This window comes from Cochleicola gelatinilyticus (genome assembly GCF_001637325.1).
GTDB lineage: Bacteria > Bacteroidota > Bacteroidia > Flavobacteriales > Flavobacteriaceae > Cochleicola > Cochleicola gelatinilyticus.
Genome location: NZ_LRXL01000026.1, coordinates 928,569 through 944,783 on the forward strand (window position 1 = coordinate 928,569; position 16,215 = coordinate 944,783).

The 16,215-nt window shown below is 36.9% G+C and carries 18 protein-coding genes; 9 read left to right on the top strand and 9 right to left on the bottom strand.

The genetic code is table 11. The features are described from left to right. Positions 1 to 129 precede the first annotated feature (129 nt). From ULVI_RS06240 to ULVI_RS06250, 3 genes are read right to left on the bottom strand one after another with little or no spacing between them, the layout of a single operon-like run. Complete coding sequence (locus ULVI_RS06240) at positions 130 to 441, bottom strand: antibiotic biosynthesis monooxygenase family protein (protein ID WP_068590811.1); 312 nt, start codon at positions 439 to 441, stop codon at positions 130 to 132. A 1-nt stretch (position 442) separates the two neighbouring features. Continuing rightward, the gene (locus tag ULVI_RS06245) at positions 443 to 877 is read right to left on the bottom strand and encodes a hypothetical protein (protein WP_068590813.1); all 435 of its coding nucleotides are present in this window, start codon (positions 875 to 877) and stop codon (positions 443 to 445) included. A 15-nt stretch (positions 878 to 892) separates the two neighbouring features. Then, positions 893 to 1,969 (bottom strand): isoaspartyl peptidase/L-asparaginase family protein, encoded by a 1,077-nt coding sequence (locus ULVI_RS06250; RefSeq protein WP_068590815.1) that lies wholly within the window; start codon positions 1,967 to 1,969, stop codon positions 893 to 895. A gap of 207 nt (positions 1,970 to 2,176) precedes the next feature. Between ULVI_RS06250 and ULVI_RS06255 the strand changes: the two genes are divergently transcribed. The 6 genes from ULVI_RS06255 (at position 2,177) to ULVI_RS06280 (ending at position 7,643) form a co-directional block, all read left to right on the top strand. Continuing rightward, entirely contained in the window at positions 2,177 to 2,680 is a 504-nt protein-coding gene (locus ULVI_RS06255; protein ID WP_068590816.1) for a CAP domain-containing protein, read from the top strand. A gap of 69 nt (positions 2,681 to 2,749) precedes the next feature. Next, complete coding sequence (locus tag ULVI_RS06260; protein ID WP_068590818.1) at positions 2,750 to 3,286, top strand: 3-hydroxyanthranilate 3,4-dioxygenase; 537 nt, start codon at positions 2,750 to 2,752, stop codon at positions 3,284 to 3,286. 150 nt (positions 3,287 to 3,436) lie between these two features. After that, positions 3,437 to 4,990 carry an L-piperidine-6-carboxylate dehydrogenase gene (gene amaB, locus ULVI_RS06265; protein ID WP_068590820.1) on the top strand — a complete coding sequence of 518 codons (1,554 nt, stop codon included), beginning with the start codon at positions 3,437 to 3,439 and terminating at the stop codon, positions 4,988 to 4,990. Positions 4,991 to 5,121: 131 nt separating this feature from the next. Further along, positions 5,122 to 5,952: a GIN domain-containing protein gene (locus ULVI_RS06270; RefSeq protein WP_068590822.1), complete on the top strand. Its 831-nt coding sequence runs from the start codon at positions 5,122 to 5,124 to the stop codon at positions 5,950 to 5,952. A 179-nt stretch (positions 5,953 to 6,131) separates the two neighbouring features. Then, a complete protein-coding gene (locus tag ULVI_RS06275) occupies positions 6,132 to 7,073 on the top strand; it encodes an OmpA family protein (RefSeq protein ID WP_068590824.1) in 942 nt (313 codons plus the stop codon). Positions 7,074 to 7,103: 30 nt separating this feature from the next. Then, a complete protein-coding gene (locus ULVI_RS06280; RefSeq protein WP_068590825.1) occupies positions 7,104 to 7,643 on the top strand; it encodes a hypothetical protein in 540 nt (179 codons plus the stop codon). A 14-nt stretch (positions 7,644 to 7,657) separates the two neighbouring features. On the opposite strand, the gene ULVI_RS06285 is transcribed toward ULVI_RS06280, so the two are convergent. The 6 genes from ULVI_RS06285 to ULVI_RS06310 all read right to left on the bottom strand — a co-directional run bounded on the left by ULVI_RS06285 (position 7,658) and on the right by ULVI_RS06310 (position 13,544). Continuing rightward, complete coding sequence (locus ULVI_RS06285) at positions 7,658 to 8,383, bottom strand: metallophosphoesterase family protein (RefSeq protein ID WP_317039825.1); 726 nt, start codon at positions 8,381 to 8,383, stop codon at positions 7,658 to 7,660. Next, a complete protein-coding gene (locus ULVI_RS06290) occupies positions 8,380 to 9,471 on the bottom strand; it encodes a DNA helicase PriA (protein ID WP_068591418.1) in 1,092 nt (363 codons plus the stop codon). The genes ULVI_RS06285 and ULVI_RS06290 overlap by 4 nt, the downstream gene beginning before the upstream one ends. A 72-nt stretch (positions 9,472 to 9,543) precedes the next feature. Further along, positions 9,544 to 10,683, bottom strand: a complete 1,140-nt coding sequence (locus ULVI_RS06295; RefSeq protein WP_068590829.1) for an SPFH domain-containing protein — start codon at positions 10,681 to 10,683, stop codon at positions 9,544 to 9,546. Between the two features lie 108 nt (positions 10,684 to 10,791). After that, positions 10,792 to 11,457: a collagen-like protein gene (locus ULVI_RS06300; protein ID WP_068590831.1), complete on the bottom strand. Its 666-nt coding sequence runs from the start codon at positions 11,455 to 11,457 to the stop codon at positions 10,792 to 10,794. Positions 11,458 to 11,655: 198 nt separating this feature from the next. Beyond that, entirely contained in the window at positions 11,656 to 12,789 is a 1,134-nt protein-coding gene (locus ULVI_RS06305) for a DUF5929 domain-containing protein (protein ID WP_068590832.1), read from the bottom strand. Then, entirely contained in the window at positions 12,786 to 13,544 is a 759-nt protein-coding gene (locus ULVI_RS06310; protein WP_068590834.1) for an SDR family NAD(P)-dependent oxidoreductase, read from the bottom strand. Before ULVI_RS06310 ends, ULVI_RS06305 begins: the two co-directional genes overlap by 4 nt. Before the next feature lie 141 nt (positions 13,545 to 13,685). On the opposite strand from ULVI_RS06310, the gene ULVI_RS06315 reads away from it, so the two are divergent. The 3 genes from ULVI_RS06315 to ULVI_RS06325 all read left to right on the top strand — a co-directional run bounded on the left by ULVI_RS06315 (position 13,686) and on the right by ULVI_RS06325 (position 16,214). Next, complete coding sequence (locus ULVI_RS06315; RefSeq protein WP_157632576.1) at positions 13,686 to 14,072, top strand: hypothetical protein; 387 nt, start codon at positions 13,686 to 13,688, stop codon at positions 14,070 to 14,072. 172 nt (positions 14,073 to 14,244) lie between these two features. Beyond that, positions 14,245 to 15,249: an AAA family ATPase gene (locus tag ULVI_RS06320; protein ID WP_068590838.1), complete on the top strand. Its 1,005-nt coding sequence runs from the start codon at positions 14,245 to 14,247 to the stop codon at positions 15,247 to 15,249. Between the two features lie 101 nt (positions 15,250 to 15,350). Continuing rightward, positions 15,351 to 16,214, top strand: coding sequence for a DUF58 domain-containing protein (locus ULVI_RS06325; RefSeq protein ID WP_068590840.1), 864 nt, complete (start codon positions 15,351 to 15,353; stop codon positions 16,212 to 16,214). The last annotated feature ends 1 nt before the right edge of the window (position 16,215 follow it).

Sequence of the window (16,215 nt, forward strand, 5' to 3'; positions counted from 1 at the left end):
TGAACGGAGATTGAATAGTGTTCGTATAGAGGACGTTATATTTTAGTAAGAGTTTAACAATCGTGTGTGCATTTTTTTGAGAGCGTTTTAATTTAACTACGATGTTATAAAACGAAAGAAAAGATGCGGTTATATATCTTTTTTTAAAAATTCGTACTCTCTTTCTACTTTGCAGATTCTAATTTTATACCATGCATACCATTGCGCTCTCCCTAATTTTTGAGCACCCAGATGATCTACTTGCGACTTCCATTTTAGAATCGCTTCGGTACTTTTCCAGTAACTTACAGTTATGCCAATCTCATTTCGAGCAGCTTCTAATCCCAAATATCCGGGTTGTTGTTTTGCTACCAATTCCATGAGTTCTGCCATTTCAATATAACCCTCTGTATGGTTTGTTAGTTGTGATGTAAAAATAACAGCATAGTAAGGAGTTTTCATTTTATAAAGATTCAGATGAATTAGGGAAAATTATAGCGTGTACTTTAGCGACCAGTGCATTTCCGAGCGGAAAGTATACGGCAAAAAACAAGGCCATAGCCAGTGCAAAATTCTGTGGTTGAAACAGCTTGTCTAGTATATTGTTGGGAAAAACGTAAGATGTTTGCAATGCATAGCCTAAAAATTCTAACACGCCCATAGCTACTAAGCCATAGGCATATTGTGTAAAGAAAGGGTATTGTTTCAGAAGTATCGAAATAGGGATCATGTATAGCCCGTAACACGTAAAGACCTGCCACCAATGGGTAAATTTTGCGATTTCGGCGTAGTTTCCGAAGGCATTCATCGCAAAACCAAAGGGAATATAGATCACTGCATAAATAAGATATAAAGAAATTGGGGCTTTTTTAAGAAGCGTAATAAATTGTTGAAACATACCGAACACTAACTTTTAAAGTTCCTTGTAAATACCAATGATCAGTTCTCCCTCAGCATTCATGTGGGCGCGATACATTCCGGGAGTATTAAATTCCATGGCTATATTTCCATTATGATCGATCGCAACAATTCCTCCCGAACCACCAAGAGTGGGGAGTTTATTTTGTATTACTTCGGAAGCAGCATCCTGAAGCGATACTCCTTTATATTCCATCATGGCTGAAATATCGTGGGCTACCATACCTCTTATGAAAAATTCTCCCCAGCCTGTAGAGGAAACGGCACATGTGGCATTATTTGCATAGGTACCTGCACCGATAATGGGTGCGTCTCCAATTCGATTCCATCGTTTGTTCGTCATTCCTCCGGTAGAAGTTCCTGCGGCGAGATTTCCATTTTTATCAAGGGCCACACACCCAACAGTTCCAAATTTTGAATCTTGACTATAAGGGTCTGTAGCGAACGTTGTTGCAGATGAATTATTTTTTTCCTTCTGAAGAAGTTTTTCTTTCTGATTTTTCATTGACTGAAACCTTTTTTCGGTATAGAAATAAGAAGGATCCATCATATCAAATCCCTTTTCTGAAGCAAAAATTTCCGCTCCTTTTCCACTGAGCAGCACGTGTTCTGATTGTGTCATAACTGCTTCAGCCAGATCGATAGGATTTTTAATTCTAGTTACTCCAGCAACAGCCCCTGCATTAAGGGTGGCACCATCCATAATAGAAGCATCGAGTTCGTTAGTTTCTTCGAAAGTAAATACGGCTCCTTTGCCTGCATTAAATAACGGAGAATCTTCAAGTATGTTAATTGTTTTTGTAACAGCTTCCATTGCTGTTCCACCATTTTTAAGGATCTCGTGCCCTATTGTTATTGCTTCTTTTAATTTGGTTTTGTAGGCTGTTTCTAAAGAGTCGCTTAAATTTTCTTTTAATATTGTTCCCGCGCCGCCATGAATTACTATTCCAAAAGTTTTGTTAGCTTCTATATTTTCGACAGTTTGTATAGGCTCTTTCTTTGTGGTCGAAGGATCATTTTTACATCCTACTAAAAAAGAAATTATCATAAAAAGTGTTAAAGTTTTATACATAAACTATAATTTATATTGAAAGCGTAAGATACTTAAAAAGCCCCATAAATGCTATAGTTGACAAGTAGAATTTGTAGGAATGAGAGCGAACTTTTTGTAGTACAAAATCGATTAAATGCAATATAACAACGTTTAAGTGTTGTAAATTGTAAGAAAAGTTTTATATTTGTATCAACATCATGCCCCAAATTTGATGTCCCCCGAATTATGAAACTACTTAGAACCAGCCTACTTGCTATAGTATTATTATGCTTTGCAACATCTTGCCAAAAGGATGAAGATACTCTTCCAAATCCTGAAAATTATACAATCGACATTTCTTTAGCTGAACAAACTAATTGGGAGTTAGCTGCAGAAGTTTTAGAGTTAGTAAATGAACATCGATCAACGATGGATTTGACACCAATTAAAAAAGATCAGCAATATGCTTCGGCTTATGCAGTTGAACACACATTATATATGATCGATGTACACGGAATTAATCATGATAATTTTACCTACCGTTCGGCTGGACTTCAAAGCAGAGGGGCTACTCATGTTGGAGAAAATGTAGCGTATGGCTATAATACAGCGGAGGATCTTGTGCATGCTTGGCTTAATAGTCCAAGTCACAAGAAAATTATTGAAGGAGACTTTAGTCATTCTGGGTTCGGAATTCTAAAAAATGATAGTGGTGCCTATTTCTTTACACAGCTTTTTTACAAAAAATAAATACCTATCTAACCTTTTTTTCTTTTAAACCAATTGCCGTATTTTTATGGAAACATAAATTATACGGCAATGGCTATTTTAAAACCTTTTAATCTTACAAAATGGGTAGCGGAGAACAGAGCATCCCTTAAACCCCCTGTAGGAAATAAGAATCTTTATAAAGATGCAGATGATTATATAGTGATGGTTGTCGCTGGACCCAATGCCCGAAAAGATTATCATTATAATGAAACCGAAGAATTATTTTATCAATTAGAAGGGAATATCGAGGTACATGTTCAAGATGAAGGTGTTAAAAGAACGATGAAACTTGGGCCAGGTGATATGTATCTGCATCCTGCGAAAGTGCCGCACTCCCCAGTACGTATGGAAAACTCTATTGGTTTGGTCGTAGAGCGAAAAAGAAAAGATCTTGCTGGAAAAGATGGGTTGTTATGGTTTTGTGATAATTGCAATAATAAATTATATGAAGTGTATTTTCCATTAAACGATATCGAGAACGATTTTCTTAAACATTTTAAAGAGTTCTACGGAAGCAAAGAGCTTCGAACCTGTAACAATTGTGGTGAGGTCATGGAAGCCGATGAACGATTTACTACAGGATAGAGTTCTAAGTTAGTATCGAATTTTACAAACTAGTTACAATATTCAGGATCTTGCGATTATGAAGCAATCCTGTTCGCCTTCATTTTATATTCTTCTTCTATTTACGTACCTTCGCGTCTTATAATTCGCAATTAAAAATACATACAATATATGTCTACAGTAGCAACGTCCTTCGGTATCGAAGAAGCTTTAAAACAACTTGGATTAGAAGCCGTTAATAAAGGAACCTCCACTGGATCTCAATGGTTTTCAGAGGGAGAAACAATCGCTTCTCATTCCCCAGTTGATGGAAAATTAATAGGAAAAGTTACCGTAACTTCTAAAGAAGATTACGAAAAAGTAATGACTAAAGCGACAGAGGCTTTTAAAACTTGGCGCGTAAAACCAGCTCCACTTCGCGGTGAAGTTGTTCGTCAATTTGGTGATGAACTTCGTCGTTTAAAAGAACCTCTAGGGAAATTAGTTTCTTACGAAATGGGAAAAAGTTACCAAGAAGGTTTAGGTGAAGTTCAAGAAATGATCGATATCTGTGATTTTGCCGTTGGATTGTCGCGACAATTACACGGACTTACTATGCACAGTGAGCGCCCGGGTCACCGTATGTACGAGCAGTATCATCCTATGGGAGTTGTAGGAATTATTTCTGCTTTTAATTTTCCTGTTGCTGTTTGGGCTTGGAATACAGCGTTAGCTTGGATCTGTGGAGACGTTTGTGTTTGGAAACCTTCAGAAAAAACACCTTTATGTGGTGTTGCTTGTCAAAAAATTGCAGCACGGGTTTTTGCAGCAAACGACCTTCCAGAAGGAATTTCTTGTTTGGTAAATGGTGACTATAAAGTAGGAGAATATCTTACAACCGATAAAAGAGTACCGCTTATCTCCGCGACAGGATCAACAAGAATGGGTAAGATTGTAGGTAGAACTGTAGGAGAGCGTTTAGGGAAATCACTTCTTGAATTAGGTGGAAATAATGCTATTATCGTAACACCAGATGCCGATGTTAAAATGACAGTGATTGGTGCTGTATTTGGGGCAGTTGGAACTGCAGGACAACGTTGTACGTCCACACGCCGATTAATAATTCATGAAAGTATGTACGATACAGTTAAAAAAGCAGTCGTAGATGCTTATAAACAATTACGTATTGGTAATCCTTTAGATGAAAACAATCACGTCGGACCTCTAATCGATAAAGATGCTGTGAGTAATTATGAAAATGCGCTTACAAAAGTAGTTGAAGAAGGAGGAAATATAGTAGTTGAAGGTGGTGTTTTAAGTGGTGAAGGCTATGAGAGTGGTTGTTATGTAAAACCAGCAATAGCTGAAGCTGAAAATAGCTTTAAAATTGTTCAACACGAAACGTTCGCCCCAGTATTATATCTTATTAAGTATAGTGGTGATGTTGAAAACGCATTAGACATTCAGAATGGTGTAGCACAAGGACTATCTTCTGCAATTATGACTAATAACCTTCGGGAAGCAGAGCGTTTCTTATCGGTAGCAGGAAGTGATTGTGGAATCGCAAATGTAAATATAGGAACTAGCGGTGCCGAAATTGGAGGTGCTTTTGGGGGAGAAAAAGATACTGGAGGAGGCCGCGAAAGTGGTAGTGATGCCTGGAAAATCTATATGAGAAGACAAACAAATACTATTAATTACACGACTGAGCTTCCGTTAGCACAAGGAATTAAATTTGATTTATAGACCTATTTAATATAGTATATAATATTAAACCCTCAACACTACATTTGTTGAGGGTTTTTTCATTTTATAGAATGTGTTAAATTATGTGTAATGCAATGTGTTACAAATTAAATTTGCATTATATTAAATATATGATGAAAAAATTATTTCTTACCGTAATTGCAGCAAGTATAACCTTGTCTTGCGCAGCACAAAAAAAACCAAAAATTAAAGGAGATCGCAATGTTACTGAAATTGAAAAAGTAATTGTGAATCCGTTTAATACTGTAGAAATAGACGATGGTCTTTCTGTAGAAATTAAACAAGATGCTACCCCGTCTTATAGACTAAAAGCTGACTTAAACTTAACAGAAGTGATAGAATTTCGTGTTATAGATTCAGTATTAAAAATTTATACAAGTAACCGCATCACATCCAGTAAAAAACTTCAAATTGAATTAAATGCACCAACAGTTCAATATTTAATTCTGAAAAATGATGCTTCGGCAAAAACAAAAGGTAAAATTGAAGGAGAACGATTTCAACTCACCGCCAACCAAAGCAGTAGTTTCGACCTAGATATTGAAGCCCCAGATGTTTCCGTTTTACTGAAACAGAATGCCGGAGGAAAAATGAACATCGACTCTAACAAAACCACTATCGAAATGTTAGACCGAACCGACCTTAAAGCATATATAGTCGCTCAAGACCTAACTTCTATTTTAAATCAAAGCGCTCAATTAACTGTTGCGGGAGATTCAAAAAATGCCAATTATGAATTAAAAGAAAAGTCGGAGCTGAAAGCTAAAGAAATGAAAGTGACATCAGCAAAACTGTATGCGACAAATAACGCGGATGTTTTTATTCATGCAACAACCGATTTCGAAATTTATGCCGAAGGAAAAAGTGAAATTTACCTTTACGGAAATCCTGAGATTGTAATTAAGGGGCTTGCAGATGCTTCCAGAATTATAAAAAAATAGTACCCCTACATACATTTACATAGTGAAAAAACCCATTAAATTTATTTTTGATGGGTTTTTGTGTATAAACGAATAAATTGTTCCAATAAACGAAAGTATTTGAATATCAGGCAATCATAATTATTCTATATAAGATAATTATGTATCTTAGAATGTACTAATCACTAACCAATCGCCTGATGAGTAAAAGAACATTGTACTTAATAGGTATTTTAGTTACCATTCTAATTGGAACGTATTTTTTTTGGAAATTATGTTGTAGCTCTTGTTGCGATACAGTACAATACAACGAAAATATTGTGCAACCCGCAAATACCAAGAAAGAGGTAGATATTAAAATTGCTACAGGAAATGAATTTGTAGTTTCCGATGCAGTTGGAGATTTTAACTATAGCAGTTCCAATAATTTTGATTTTAATAGTTCTGAAGCCACCTATTTAGAACCACTATCGGATGGTGTTCGCGTGGGGATAGATACGTTAAAAACATATTTTTCTGAAAACCCAAATAAATATTTAAATATTACAGGGTGGTATACTTCCGAAGAAGAAAATAAATCTGCATTCCCTAATCTTGGGATCGCTAGGGCAAATTCGATTAAAAACTACCTTGTTTCTTCAGGGATTCCTTCAAACAAGATCAATACATTAGGAGCTTTACATGATGATATGGTGCTTGATAAAACTACATATCGAGGACCAGTCTCGTTTGGCATAAAAACGGTAGATGAGACGCTTCAAGAAAAAGAAACAGAAGAAATGAATGCATTGCGAGATCGAATTAGAAACAATCCCCTTGTATTACATTTTAATTCTGGGGCTACTTCTATTACACTTTCGGAAACACAGCGTAAAAAATTTGCAGATATTTCTACGTATCTCGATAAAGTAACAGGTGCAACGATTAAGATTACAGGACATACGGACAATACTGGCTCTGGAGAAACGAATTTTTTACTTGGAAAAAAACGCACCGAATTTGCTAAAGCCTATTTCACGAAAAATGGGATAGATGCAACTAAAATTAAAACGATTTCGAGGGGACCCGATGACCCAATCGCTTCGAATAAAACAGAAGCTGGACGTTCAAAAAACAGGCGTACGGTCATTACAATTAATTAAACCAATCAATAATTTAAAAAAGAGAGCAATATGAATTTATGTATATTAATACCTTTACTCGTCGGGTTGCTTTGTGCGCTATTTGGATACCTTATTGGAAGATTGTTTTCCAAAAATGATGATAGAAAGTCTGAGGTAGAGTTATGGAAAAATAAAAATGTACAGTTAGAAGCCGACCTTGCGGCATGTCGTTCTAAATTAAAATCTGAAACAACTTTAAAAGAAAGTCCTAAAAAAATAGTTCCTGAAGCATCGAATACACCATTTGTTGAATTTAATGCTGTAGTTGCGAAGGAAATTTTAGGAAAGAAGATTAAACAAGACGACCTTACGGTGGTGGAAGGTATTGGCCCTAAAATTCGTGATATTTTTCATAATCAGGGAATAACAACATGGAAAGACCTTGCTAATTCTTCTGTCGAACATTGTAAAGAAATTCTTCGAAAAGGAGGAGAGCGCTTTGTAGTACATAATCCGGGAACATGGCCACGACAGGCAAAAATGGCATACGAAGGAAAATGGAAAGAGTTAAAAGCTTGGCAGGATATTCTTGATAAAGGAAAAGAATAACAAAAATTGCTCAATTAATTTCTTCCCTGTTCATTTGGATATAACTTCCACACAGGGTCACTCTGCCAAAATTCTTTTGTATTCACATCAATTACTGAAAGAGGTCCCTTGAAAGCTGCTCCTGTATCGGTATTCCATACATTTGCAAATTGAGTAGGCACTGCTTTGCCTATACGCGTTGTGGGAGTGTGCCCAATGTAGATTTCAGAAAAAAGCTTCAGTCGTTTCGGATATTTAGTGTCATTAGGAGTTAATTCAGGATCCATTCCGCAGACCATTTCCCACAAGGTTCTATCCCAATACATTGTGTTGGGGTAAAATTCATGCTCAGGACCCGATTGATCTGTAAACCCCGCGTGAAGGTAAAGTCGATTCTCTTCATCAACATAATAATTGCGAAGTTGTTCTAAGAATTCTATGTGTTTGTTGAGGATTTCTTCGGAAAGATCTTCGTACCTTTTTTTGCTTGATTCCCCGCCATGTGCCAACCACATCGCATTCGCATCTCCGTGTTTCAGAAACTTATATAATAATTCGTCATGATTTCCACGAATAAAAATACAGTGATGCTTTTCTGAAAGAGCAATAAGATACGAAATTACCTCAAGAGATTCGCTCCAACCATCGACGTAATCACCGACAAAAATAAGACGGTCCTCAATAGCAGGTTGTACCAATTTAATTGCTTGAAGTAACGCTTTGTATCCCCCGTGAATATCTCCAAAAACCAATGTTCTCATGATTGCGATAGTACTAAAATGATTCCAATTACAATAAATATAAATAGAACTAAAAAGAAAATTTTCCAGAATGAATATGGTCGTTTTCCTGAAAGCGCTCCTGTTTGTCCGTTAATAAAAAAATTATACCGCTTTCCTTTGTATTTGTAAGCACTTATATAGACTGGAAGTAAAATATGCTTAAAGGTCTCTTCGGTTAGTTTCATATCGATGGTTGATATACTTTGGGTGTCTCCTCCAATATCTCGTCGTGCCCAAGAATCGGCAATATTCCTAGCCTCTTTATTCGATTCTAAATGCCCTTCTTTTAAAGGAATAGTATATTTTTTGGTAACAAATCCTGCCAGAAAACTACTATCGAAAGGTTGTAAGGCTTTAAGATCCCAACGCGCTATTTTTTCGGGAATAACTCCAGAGCGTTGTTTTGATGCTTTTATTAAAGTATCATCTACAAATCCACTAACATGACCACTTGCAGGGTACCAACGCGTACGTCGCTCTCGTACAGTGCGTCTATTTTTTCCACTCCCAACGGTTTTAGACACATAATAATATTCACCTCGTTGGCCTGTATAATTGGCGTACAGTTGAGCATCAAAGGTCCAATACGGGGCGTATAATCCTTTAGTATACTGTGGATCAATGGCAGCTTTTTTTAAATTGTTTGGAGCAAACCATAATCCTTGAACCCATTTTTTAAAAAGTTGATGTGCTTTTTTTTGATCTATTTGAAAGGGTAATACCGCCCCAGGGAGAATCCAGTCTTCTTTGTGTGCATCTTCAATAATAAGTGGCATCGTACAATACACACAATGCAGGGATTTGTAATTCTCTTCAATATGTTGATTGGCACCACAATTTTTGCACTGTAGCATGGTGATCTCTTCACTATGCGACTGAGCCCCCATTTCATTTAAGTACGGTTTTAACTCTAATTCTTCAAAACCAGATTCTAACGGTACTATTTCTTGCTTATATCCACAGTATTCGCAGGTTAGTTCTGTGGTTCCAGGAGCATATCGCAGACCAGCCCCACAGTTAATACAGGATTTTTTTAATTCGGAAGATTGTACCAAAGTTTCTTGCATGGTGCTTTTTCTACCCATTCCTAAAAAGAAAAGTATGGATTACGGTTTATTCTAAAAATATCGTGTTTGCCATTAAACCTGTGGAAGTGGGGGTGGTGTATTACCGCCTAAAAAGCCCTTTAATTCTTCAACGTCGCTAATTGGAGTCCAGTTCGACATTCCTTGTTTCCATACCAGAGTGTCTTTATTTACCGTACGATTGGCAAATAAACCGCGTAATTGCTCAAACGAAACTGGGCCTGCTTGCTGTCCATTTGCAGCGTAAAAATACTGAATGGCTACCGGCATCGGTGGTGGCATAGCTCCGCCTGTTTGTTGTGACATAGGTTGTTGTTGCCCGCCCATATTTGGTTGCATCATTCCGCCCATTTGTTGCGCTAAGACAAATCCCATTCCCATTCCCATACCTGCTCCGGCAGTTCCTCCTTCGTTGTTTGCAGCAGCCTCGATAGCCTTAGCTGTTTTAAACTTGGTTAACTTATCTAAGTCCAGCTTGTCGATACGGCTGTATTCGAAAATCTCTTTTTTAAGATCTTCGGGCATAGAAACATTTTCTATGTAGAATTTTTCTAACGATATACCTACACTTTGAAATTCAGGCTGCATCACTTCTTTGCAGGTTTCTGAAAGCTCGGAAGTATTAGCAGCGTAAAGCTCTATGGGTAAATTTGCCTCTCCAACGGTATCGGTAAAGCGAGTGGCGATTAGACTTTTAAGGTGTTCGTTTATTTCGAAGTTAGTAAAATTGTTGTCTGTTCCTACGATATCAATCACAAATTTACCAGCATCACCAATTCTAAAGGCATAAGTACCAAAAGCACGTATTTCTACTAAACCAAAACGCTCGTCGTTTAACGTGATTGGATTTTTGGTGCCCCATTTCTCATCGGTAAATAAATGGGTGTTTACAAAATAGACCTCTGCTTTAAAAGGACTATCGAACCCATATTTCCAACCTTTAAGAGTGGTAAGGATAGGAAGGTTTTTTGTGTTTAAGGTGTATGTTCCGGGCGTGAAAACATCGGCGAGTTGTCCTTCATTTACAAATACAGCAGTTTGTCCTTCACGAACAATTAACTTAGCGTTGTTCTTAATTTCATTCTGATAGCGCTCAAAACGGTGTACGATGGTATCATCGGTATAATCGAGCCACTCAATAATATCAATAAATTCGTGACTTAATTTTTCTTTTATTTTATCGAAAATGCTCATGAGTTTTTAGGTTTATGAAGTTGAGGACTAAAGATACTAATTCTTAAGAATTAAAAATGTCCGATACTCGTTTGAGTACCGGACATAATTTAGATTTAACAAACGATCTTATAATTGGTAGTAAGCAAGAACTTCATTGTAGTTATTAATGTTTACTCCTTTAGCAGCAAGGTCTGCAGTTAATATCTCTAAGTTAAAAGGTCTTCCGCCATTTGTAGAAGGAATAACAATGTATCGAAATTCTGCAATTCCAGGACCACCAAAAGTTCCAGGGTCACCAGATCCACTTGCATTCCTCATTTTTAATACTAATTCGTTCACCTCAAACTGGTAAGAGATTGTTTGTCCATTAGGATCATTACTTGTAATGTTTTCTGTAAACGGTAAGGTATAAACGTGAGTTCCAGTTATTACAAAACGATTGTATACCAAAACAACGCCATTGTCAACAATGTCTTGTGTGATCTCAGCTTCTTCGATAGGGTAGTTGCGATAATCTATCCCAAATTCACCGGTAACTTCTGTCCACACGGCTTCGTCGTACTCAACCCATCCACTGGAGAATACATTTGCATTCCCGTCTTCACCGTCTTGACCATCTTGTCCGTCAGCACCGTCTTGGCCGTCAGTACCATCTTGCCCATCCATTCCAGCAATTCCTTGTTCTCCCATAGCTCCGTCCATTCCATCTTCTCCATCTTCTGGGGAGCATGAGCCCATTGTTAAAGCGAAAGCCATTACTATTAGCGATAAAAATTTTACTGTAGTTTTCATAATGTAAGTTTTAAATTGTTTTTAGATTTTGATATCACAAAGATGCAGCAAGAAGGTAGGTTATTAAGTAGTTTAAGAACTGTAATTGAGTTGGTTAAATAGCTTAAAATAAAGAAGGGGTTCTACAGAATTAAGCAGGGAAAATCCTATTTGAAGAAAAGGAGTGTTTCTAAATTGCTTCAGAACGTGGCGAAAAGATTAGTTGTATTTAACTTTTCGAAGAATACGAACCGACTCCTTATAAGAACGGTATACTTCGGGAAAAGGTTTCAGAAGTGACTTTGAAGCTTCAAGTTTTGATCGTGCTTCAGAAAAATCATTCAGAAAACAAATGAGATATGTAGCTGGCAGATGTTTTAAATCTTTTTCTTCGGAAGGAGTTAAAGGGATTGCCTTCCGAAGTTTATCAACCAAAGCATTGTTAGCATTATAAATGTGATGCAGCGTTTTTTTATTAAAACGAGGTGGGTTAAATATTAATTTTGACTCTAAGTGATACGATCCGCTATCACGGAAGGTAATGGTGACAATTTCTAAAGGGTAATACCGATATTGATTGTTTAAGCCAAGATGGACATACTCGGTGATTTTAAATTCATTTTCAGAATAAACGATCGAGACCTCATCTAGAGCAGAGTAGAACAAACGCACTTGTTCGTTAATTAATTCAATATCCACCCGGGAGTAGTACGTTTCATTTTTTACAGTATTGGTAATTCCTGCCCAACAAACCACAAACAACTCTTTAAATACTTTATAATGTGATTCTAGATTTTTGTGGCGTGTATTCATAAAATCCATCACGCCATCTAAAGTAAGTTCGATGTTGTTTTTGGCCATGTTCTCGATCCCCTTAACGATCTCTGAATTCACATCTTTAATTTCGATATCGAAATCTTTTGGCATCGAAATGCTTCCGTCGCGAAGAAAAATAGAACCTCCCCAATACTTCCAAATGTTTTTGCGAAGGGAGGTAATTTTTCCATTAGGTCGAATCGTTACTAATCCCACCACTTTATCTGGGGGCAAATGGGGAAAAGCTACGTTTTCGTAAATAATGAGCGGTGCGTTGGTGAGGTAGGCATTTACTAAATTTTGAATTTTACTATCGTCGAAAAAATCAACTCCACGTATTTCATTGGTTTCGTCTTCAGCACCGATCACAATAAATGAGTTATTATTTGGGTTGCTGTTGCTAAGAGCACAAATGTGTTTTAAAAATTTTGCTTTGCCCTCTTTACTGCCCAAATCGATTTTTCGTTTTTTATCATAGAAGCTGCTCTCATCATTGTGAGCTAACAAGTTTTTAATAAGCAACCTTTTATTAATCATTCTATTTTGTTCACGATCGTGCTACTCGCTTGGTCCAGACACATAACAGTAAGATCCGCAATATTTACATGCGGAGGTCGTGTTACAGCAAAACAAATAATTTCTGCAATATCGATTGCTTGTAAAGGAGTGAAATTTTTATAAACTGTTTTAGCACGATCTGTATCACCTTTAAAGCGAACGTTACTAAATTCTGTTTCTACCAACCCTGGGTTAACGGCTCCAACTTTAATGCCTTTTCCGTTTAGGTCGATTCGCATTCCTTGATTTAGGGCATCTACGGCATGCTTACTGGCGCAGTACACATTTCCATTTGGATATACTTCTTTTCCTGCAGTCGAACCAATATTAATAATGTGTCCCGATTGTTTTTTTATAAACGTTGGAAGAACTGCTTTAGTTACATACAACAGGCCTTTTACGTTGATATCTATCATGGCATCCCAATCTTCAATACTTCCACTTTGAATGGGGTCTAAACCATGGGCGTTTCCTGCATTATTAATTAAAATATCGATATCGGAAAAAGCTTCAGGTAGGGTATTTAGTGCTTCAAATACGTTGTCTTTATTTCGAATGTCGAAATTAAGGGTGTGTACCTTTGTGGTTTCAGAAAGCTCTTTCGCTAGGGCATCGAGCCGTTCTTGTCGTCTTCCGCAGAGAATAACCCGTACTCCTTGCGCAGCAAATATTTTGGCGGTAGCCATTCCGATCCCGCTTGTGGCTCCTGTAATTAGGGCAGTTTTTTGTGTCATTTATAAATCTTTTGCTTAAAAATATAACTTCTCGATTAGTTCTTATCGTTAAGGTGCGGTTAAATCTTATGTTAATCGTTGTTAACCAATGAACGTAAATTTAGAATACACATTACTTTTATAGTAAATCTTGAAATTATTATGTGGAAAATTACGTTATACCTTTTATTTGTTGCTCTTCCAATGTGGGGAATTACTTCTTTTTTTGATGAAAATCCAACAACTTCTGAAAATATAAAAACAGAATCTGTTTTAACTTCTTCTGAAAAAACCCCAACTGATGGCGCAATTTTAGGTAGCATTATTACCAATAAATCTAATATTGCACTTAGCATATATAATGAAAAGTCTCAAATTAGTAAACCTATTGAAGCTTCGGGAGACTACTTTCTTAAAGGCTTCGAAGATGGAATTTACACCATGGAAATCGTTTCGCAAGACACCCCCAATATTCAATTTGAAAAATTTGAAGAGGTAATTATTCGCACAGGAGAAGTCACGGCTTTAGGTACTGTTACGATCGATTAAGGGCAATGTATATAATAAGCGTACAAGTACATATTTTAAACGGATGTTATTATTAATAACTTCCGTTTTATTTTTAACCAATCATTAACAGGATTTTAAGCAATATTTCTACAATTTGCGTGGTTGTAGACAAAATCATTGAATTTGTAGCTTTTTACTGAAAATAAATACCATGGAACAAACAAATACTGCCTTAGATATTGGGGCTTTAAATGAAAGAATTGAAAAGGAAAGTGCTTTTGTTGACATCCTGTCGCTTGAAATGAATAAAGTAATCGTCGGTCAAAAACACATGGTCGAACGATTAATGATTGGATTGCTAGCACAAGGGCATATATTACTAGAAGGGGTTCCCGGATTAGCAAAAACGCTCGCTATTAATACACTTTCAAAAGCAGTACACGGAACTTTTAGCAGAATACAGTTTACACCCGATTTGCTTCCTGCCGATGTGGTAGGAACGATGATCTATAATATGAAGGTGAACGATTTTAGCATTAAAAAAGGGCCTGTTTTTGCAAACTTTGTGCTTGCAGATGAGATAAATAGAGCGCCGGCTAAGGTTCAATCTGCTTTGTTGGAAGCGATGCAGGAAAAGCAAGTGACCATCGGTGAAGAAACGTTTATCTTAGATCGTCCATTTTTGGTAATGGCAACACAAAACCCAATTGAGCAGGAAGGGACGTATCCGTTACCAGAAGCCCAAGTGGATCGTTTTATGCTAAAAACGGTTATCGAATATCCAAAATTGGCAGAAGAACAACTCATTGTTCGTCAAAATTTAAAAGGTGCATACGAACAGGTAAACCCTGTGGTAACGCTGGATCAGATTAAAAGGGCACAACAAGCCGCTCGTGATGTATATATGGACGAAAAGATCGAAAAATATATCCTTGATATTATTTTCGCAACACGTTCTCCAGAAAATTACAGATTAGCAGATTTAAAACCTCTTATTAATTTTGGTGCTTCTCCAAGGGGGAGTATTAATCTTGCGATGGCGGCAAAATGTTATGCATTCATCAAGCGTCGCGGATATGTAATTCCAGAAGATGTTCGCGCCGTTGTACACGATGTATTACGTCACCGTGTTGGAATTACATACGAAGCTGAAGCCGAAAATATTACTTCTGTAGACATTATCAATAAGATTGTAAACGAGATCGAAGTACCTTAGTCGTTAATGTTCAGTTTTTAACAAGCCGAAACAGATTGTTTTTGCTTTGTATTTATCGAGCGATAACCTAACTGTTACTGCAAACTGTTTACTTAAAGGAAATGGATACCAAAGAACTTCTTAAGAAAGTACGAAAAATCGAAATCAAAACACGTCGGTTAAGCGACCACGTTTTTGGTGGCGAATATCACAGTACGTTTAAAGGTCGTGGAATGACTTTTAGTGAAGTGCGTCAATACCAATTTGGAGACGACGTTCGTAACATCGACTGGAATGTTACCGCCCGATATAACGAACCCTTTATAAAAGTTTTTGAAGAAGAACGAGAACTTACCTTGCTTTTAATGGCAGACATTAGTGGCTCTGAATTTTTTGGGACAGACGCTCAGTTCAAAAATGAAATTATTACTGAAATAGCAGCAACCCTTGCCTTTTCAGCCATGCAGAATAACGATAAAATTGGTCTCATTCTTTTTTCAGATGAGATCGAATTATTCATTCCACCAAAAAAAGGAAAGTCGCACGTACTTCGTATAATTCGTGAATTGCTTGAGTTTAAGCCTGAAAGTAAACGCACCGATATTGGTCATGCGTTAAAATACATGGCGAATGTTATGAAGAAGAAAGCCATCGTTTTTGTGCTTTCCGATTTTATAACAGACAATTATAAAGACACATTGCGCATTGTTTCGGGAAAACACGATGTAACCGGAATTCGAGTATACGATCGTAGGGAAGAAGAAATTCCAAACCTCGGTATGGTCGAAATGCAGGATCAAGAAACAGGAGAATTACTATTGGTAAATACGGCTTCAAAAGGAGTGCGTCGTGAATACGAAACCTACTATCGGGACCGTGTGGACTATTTTAAAGAGTCATTTCAAAAAAGTGGTGCAGGAGCATTAAGTTGTCGTGTAGATGAAAGTTACGTAAAGAAATTATTAGGTTATTTTAAAAGACGATAAC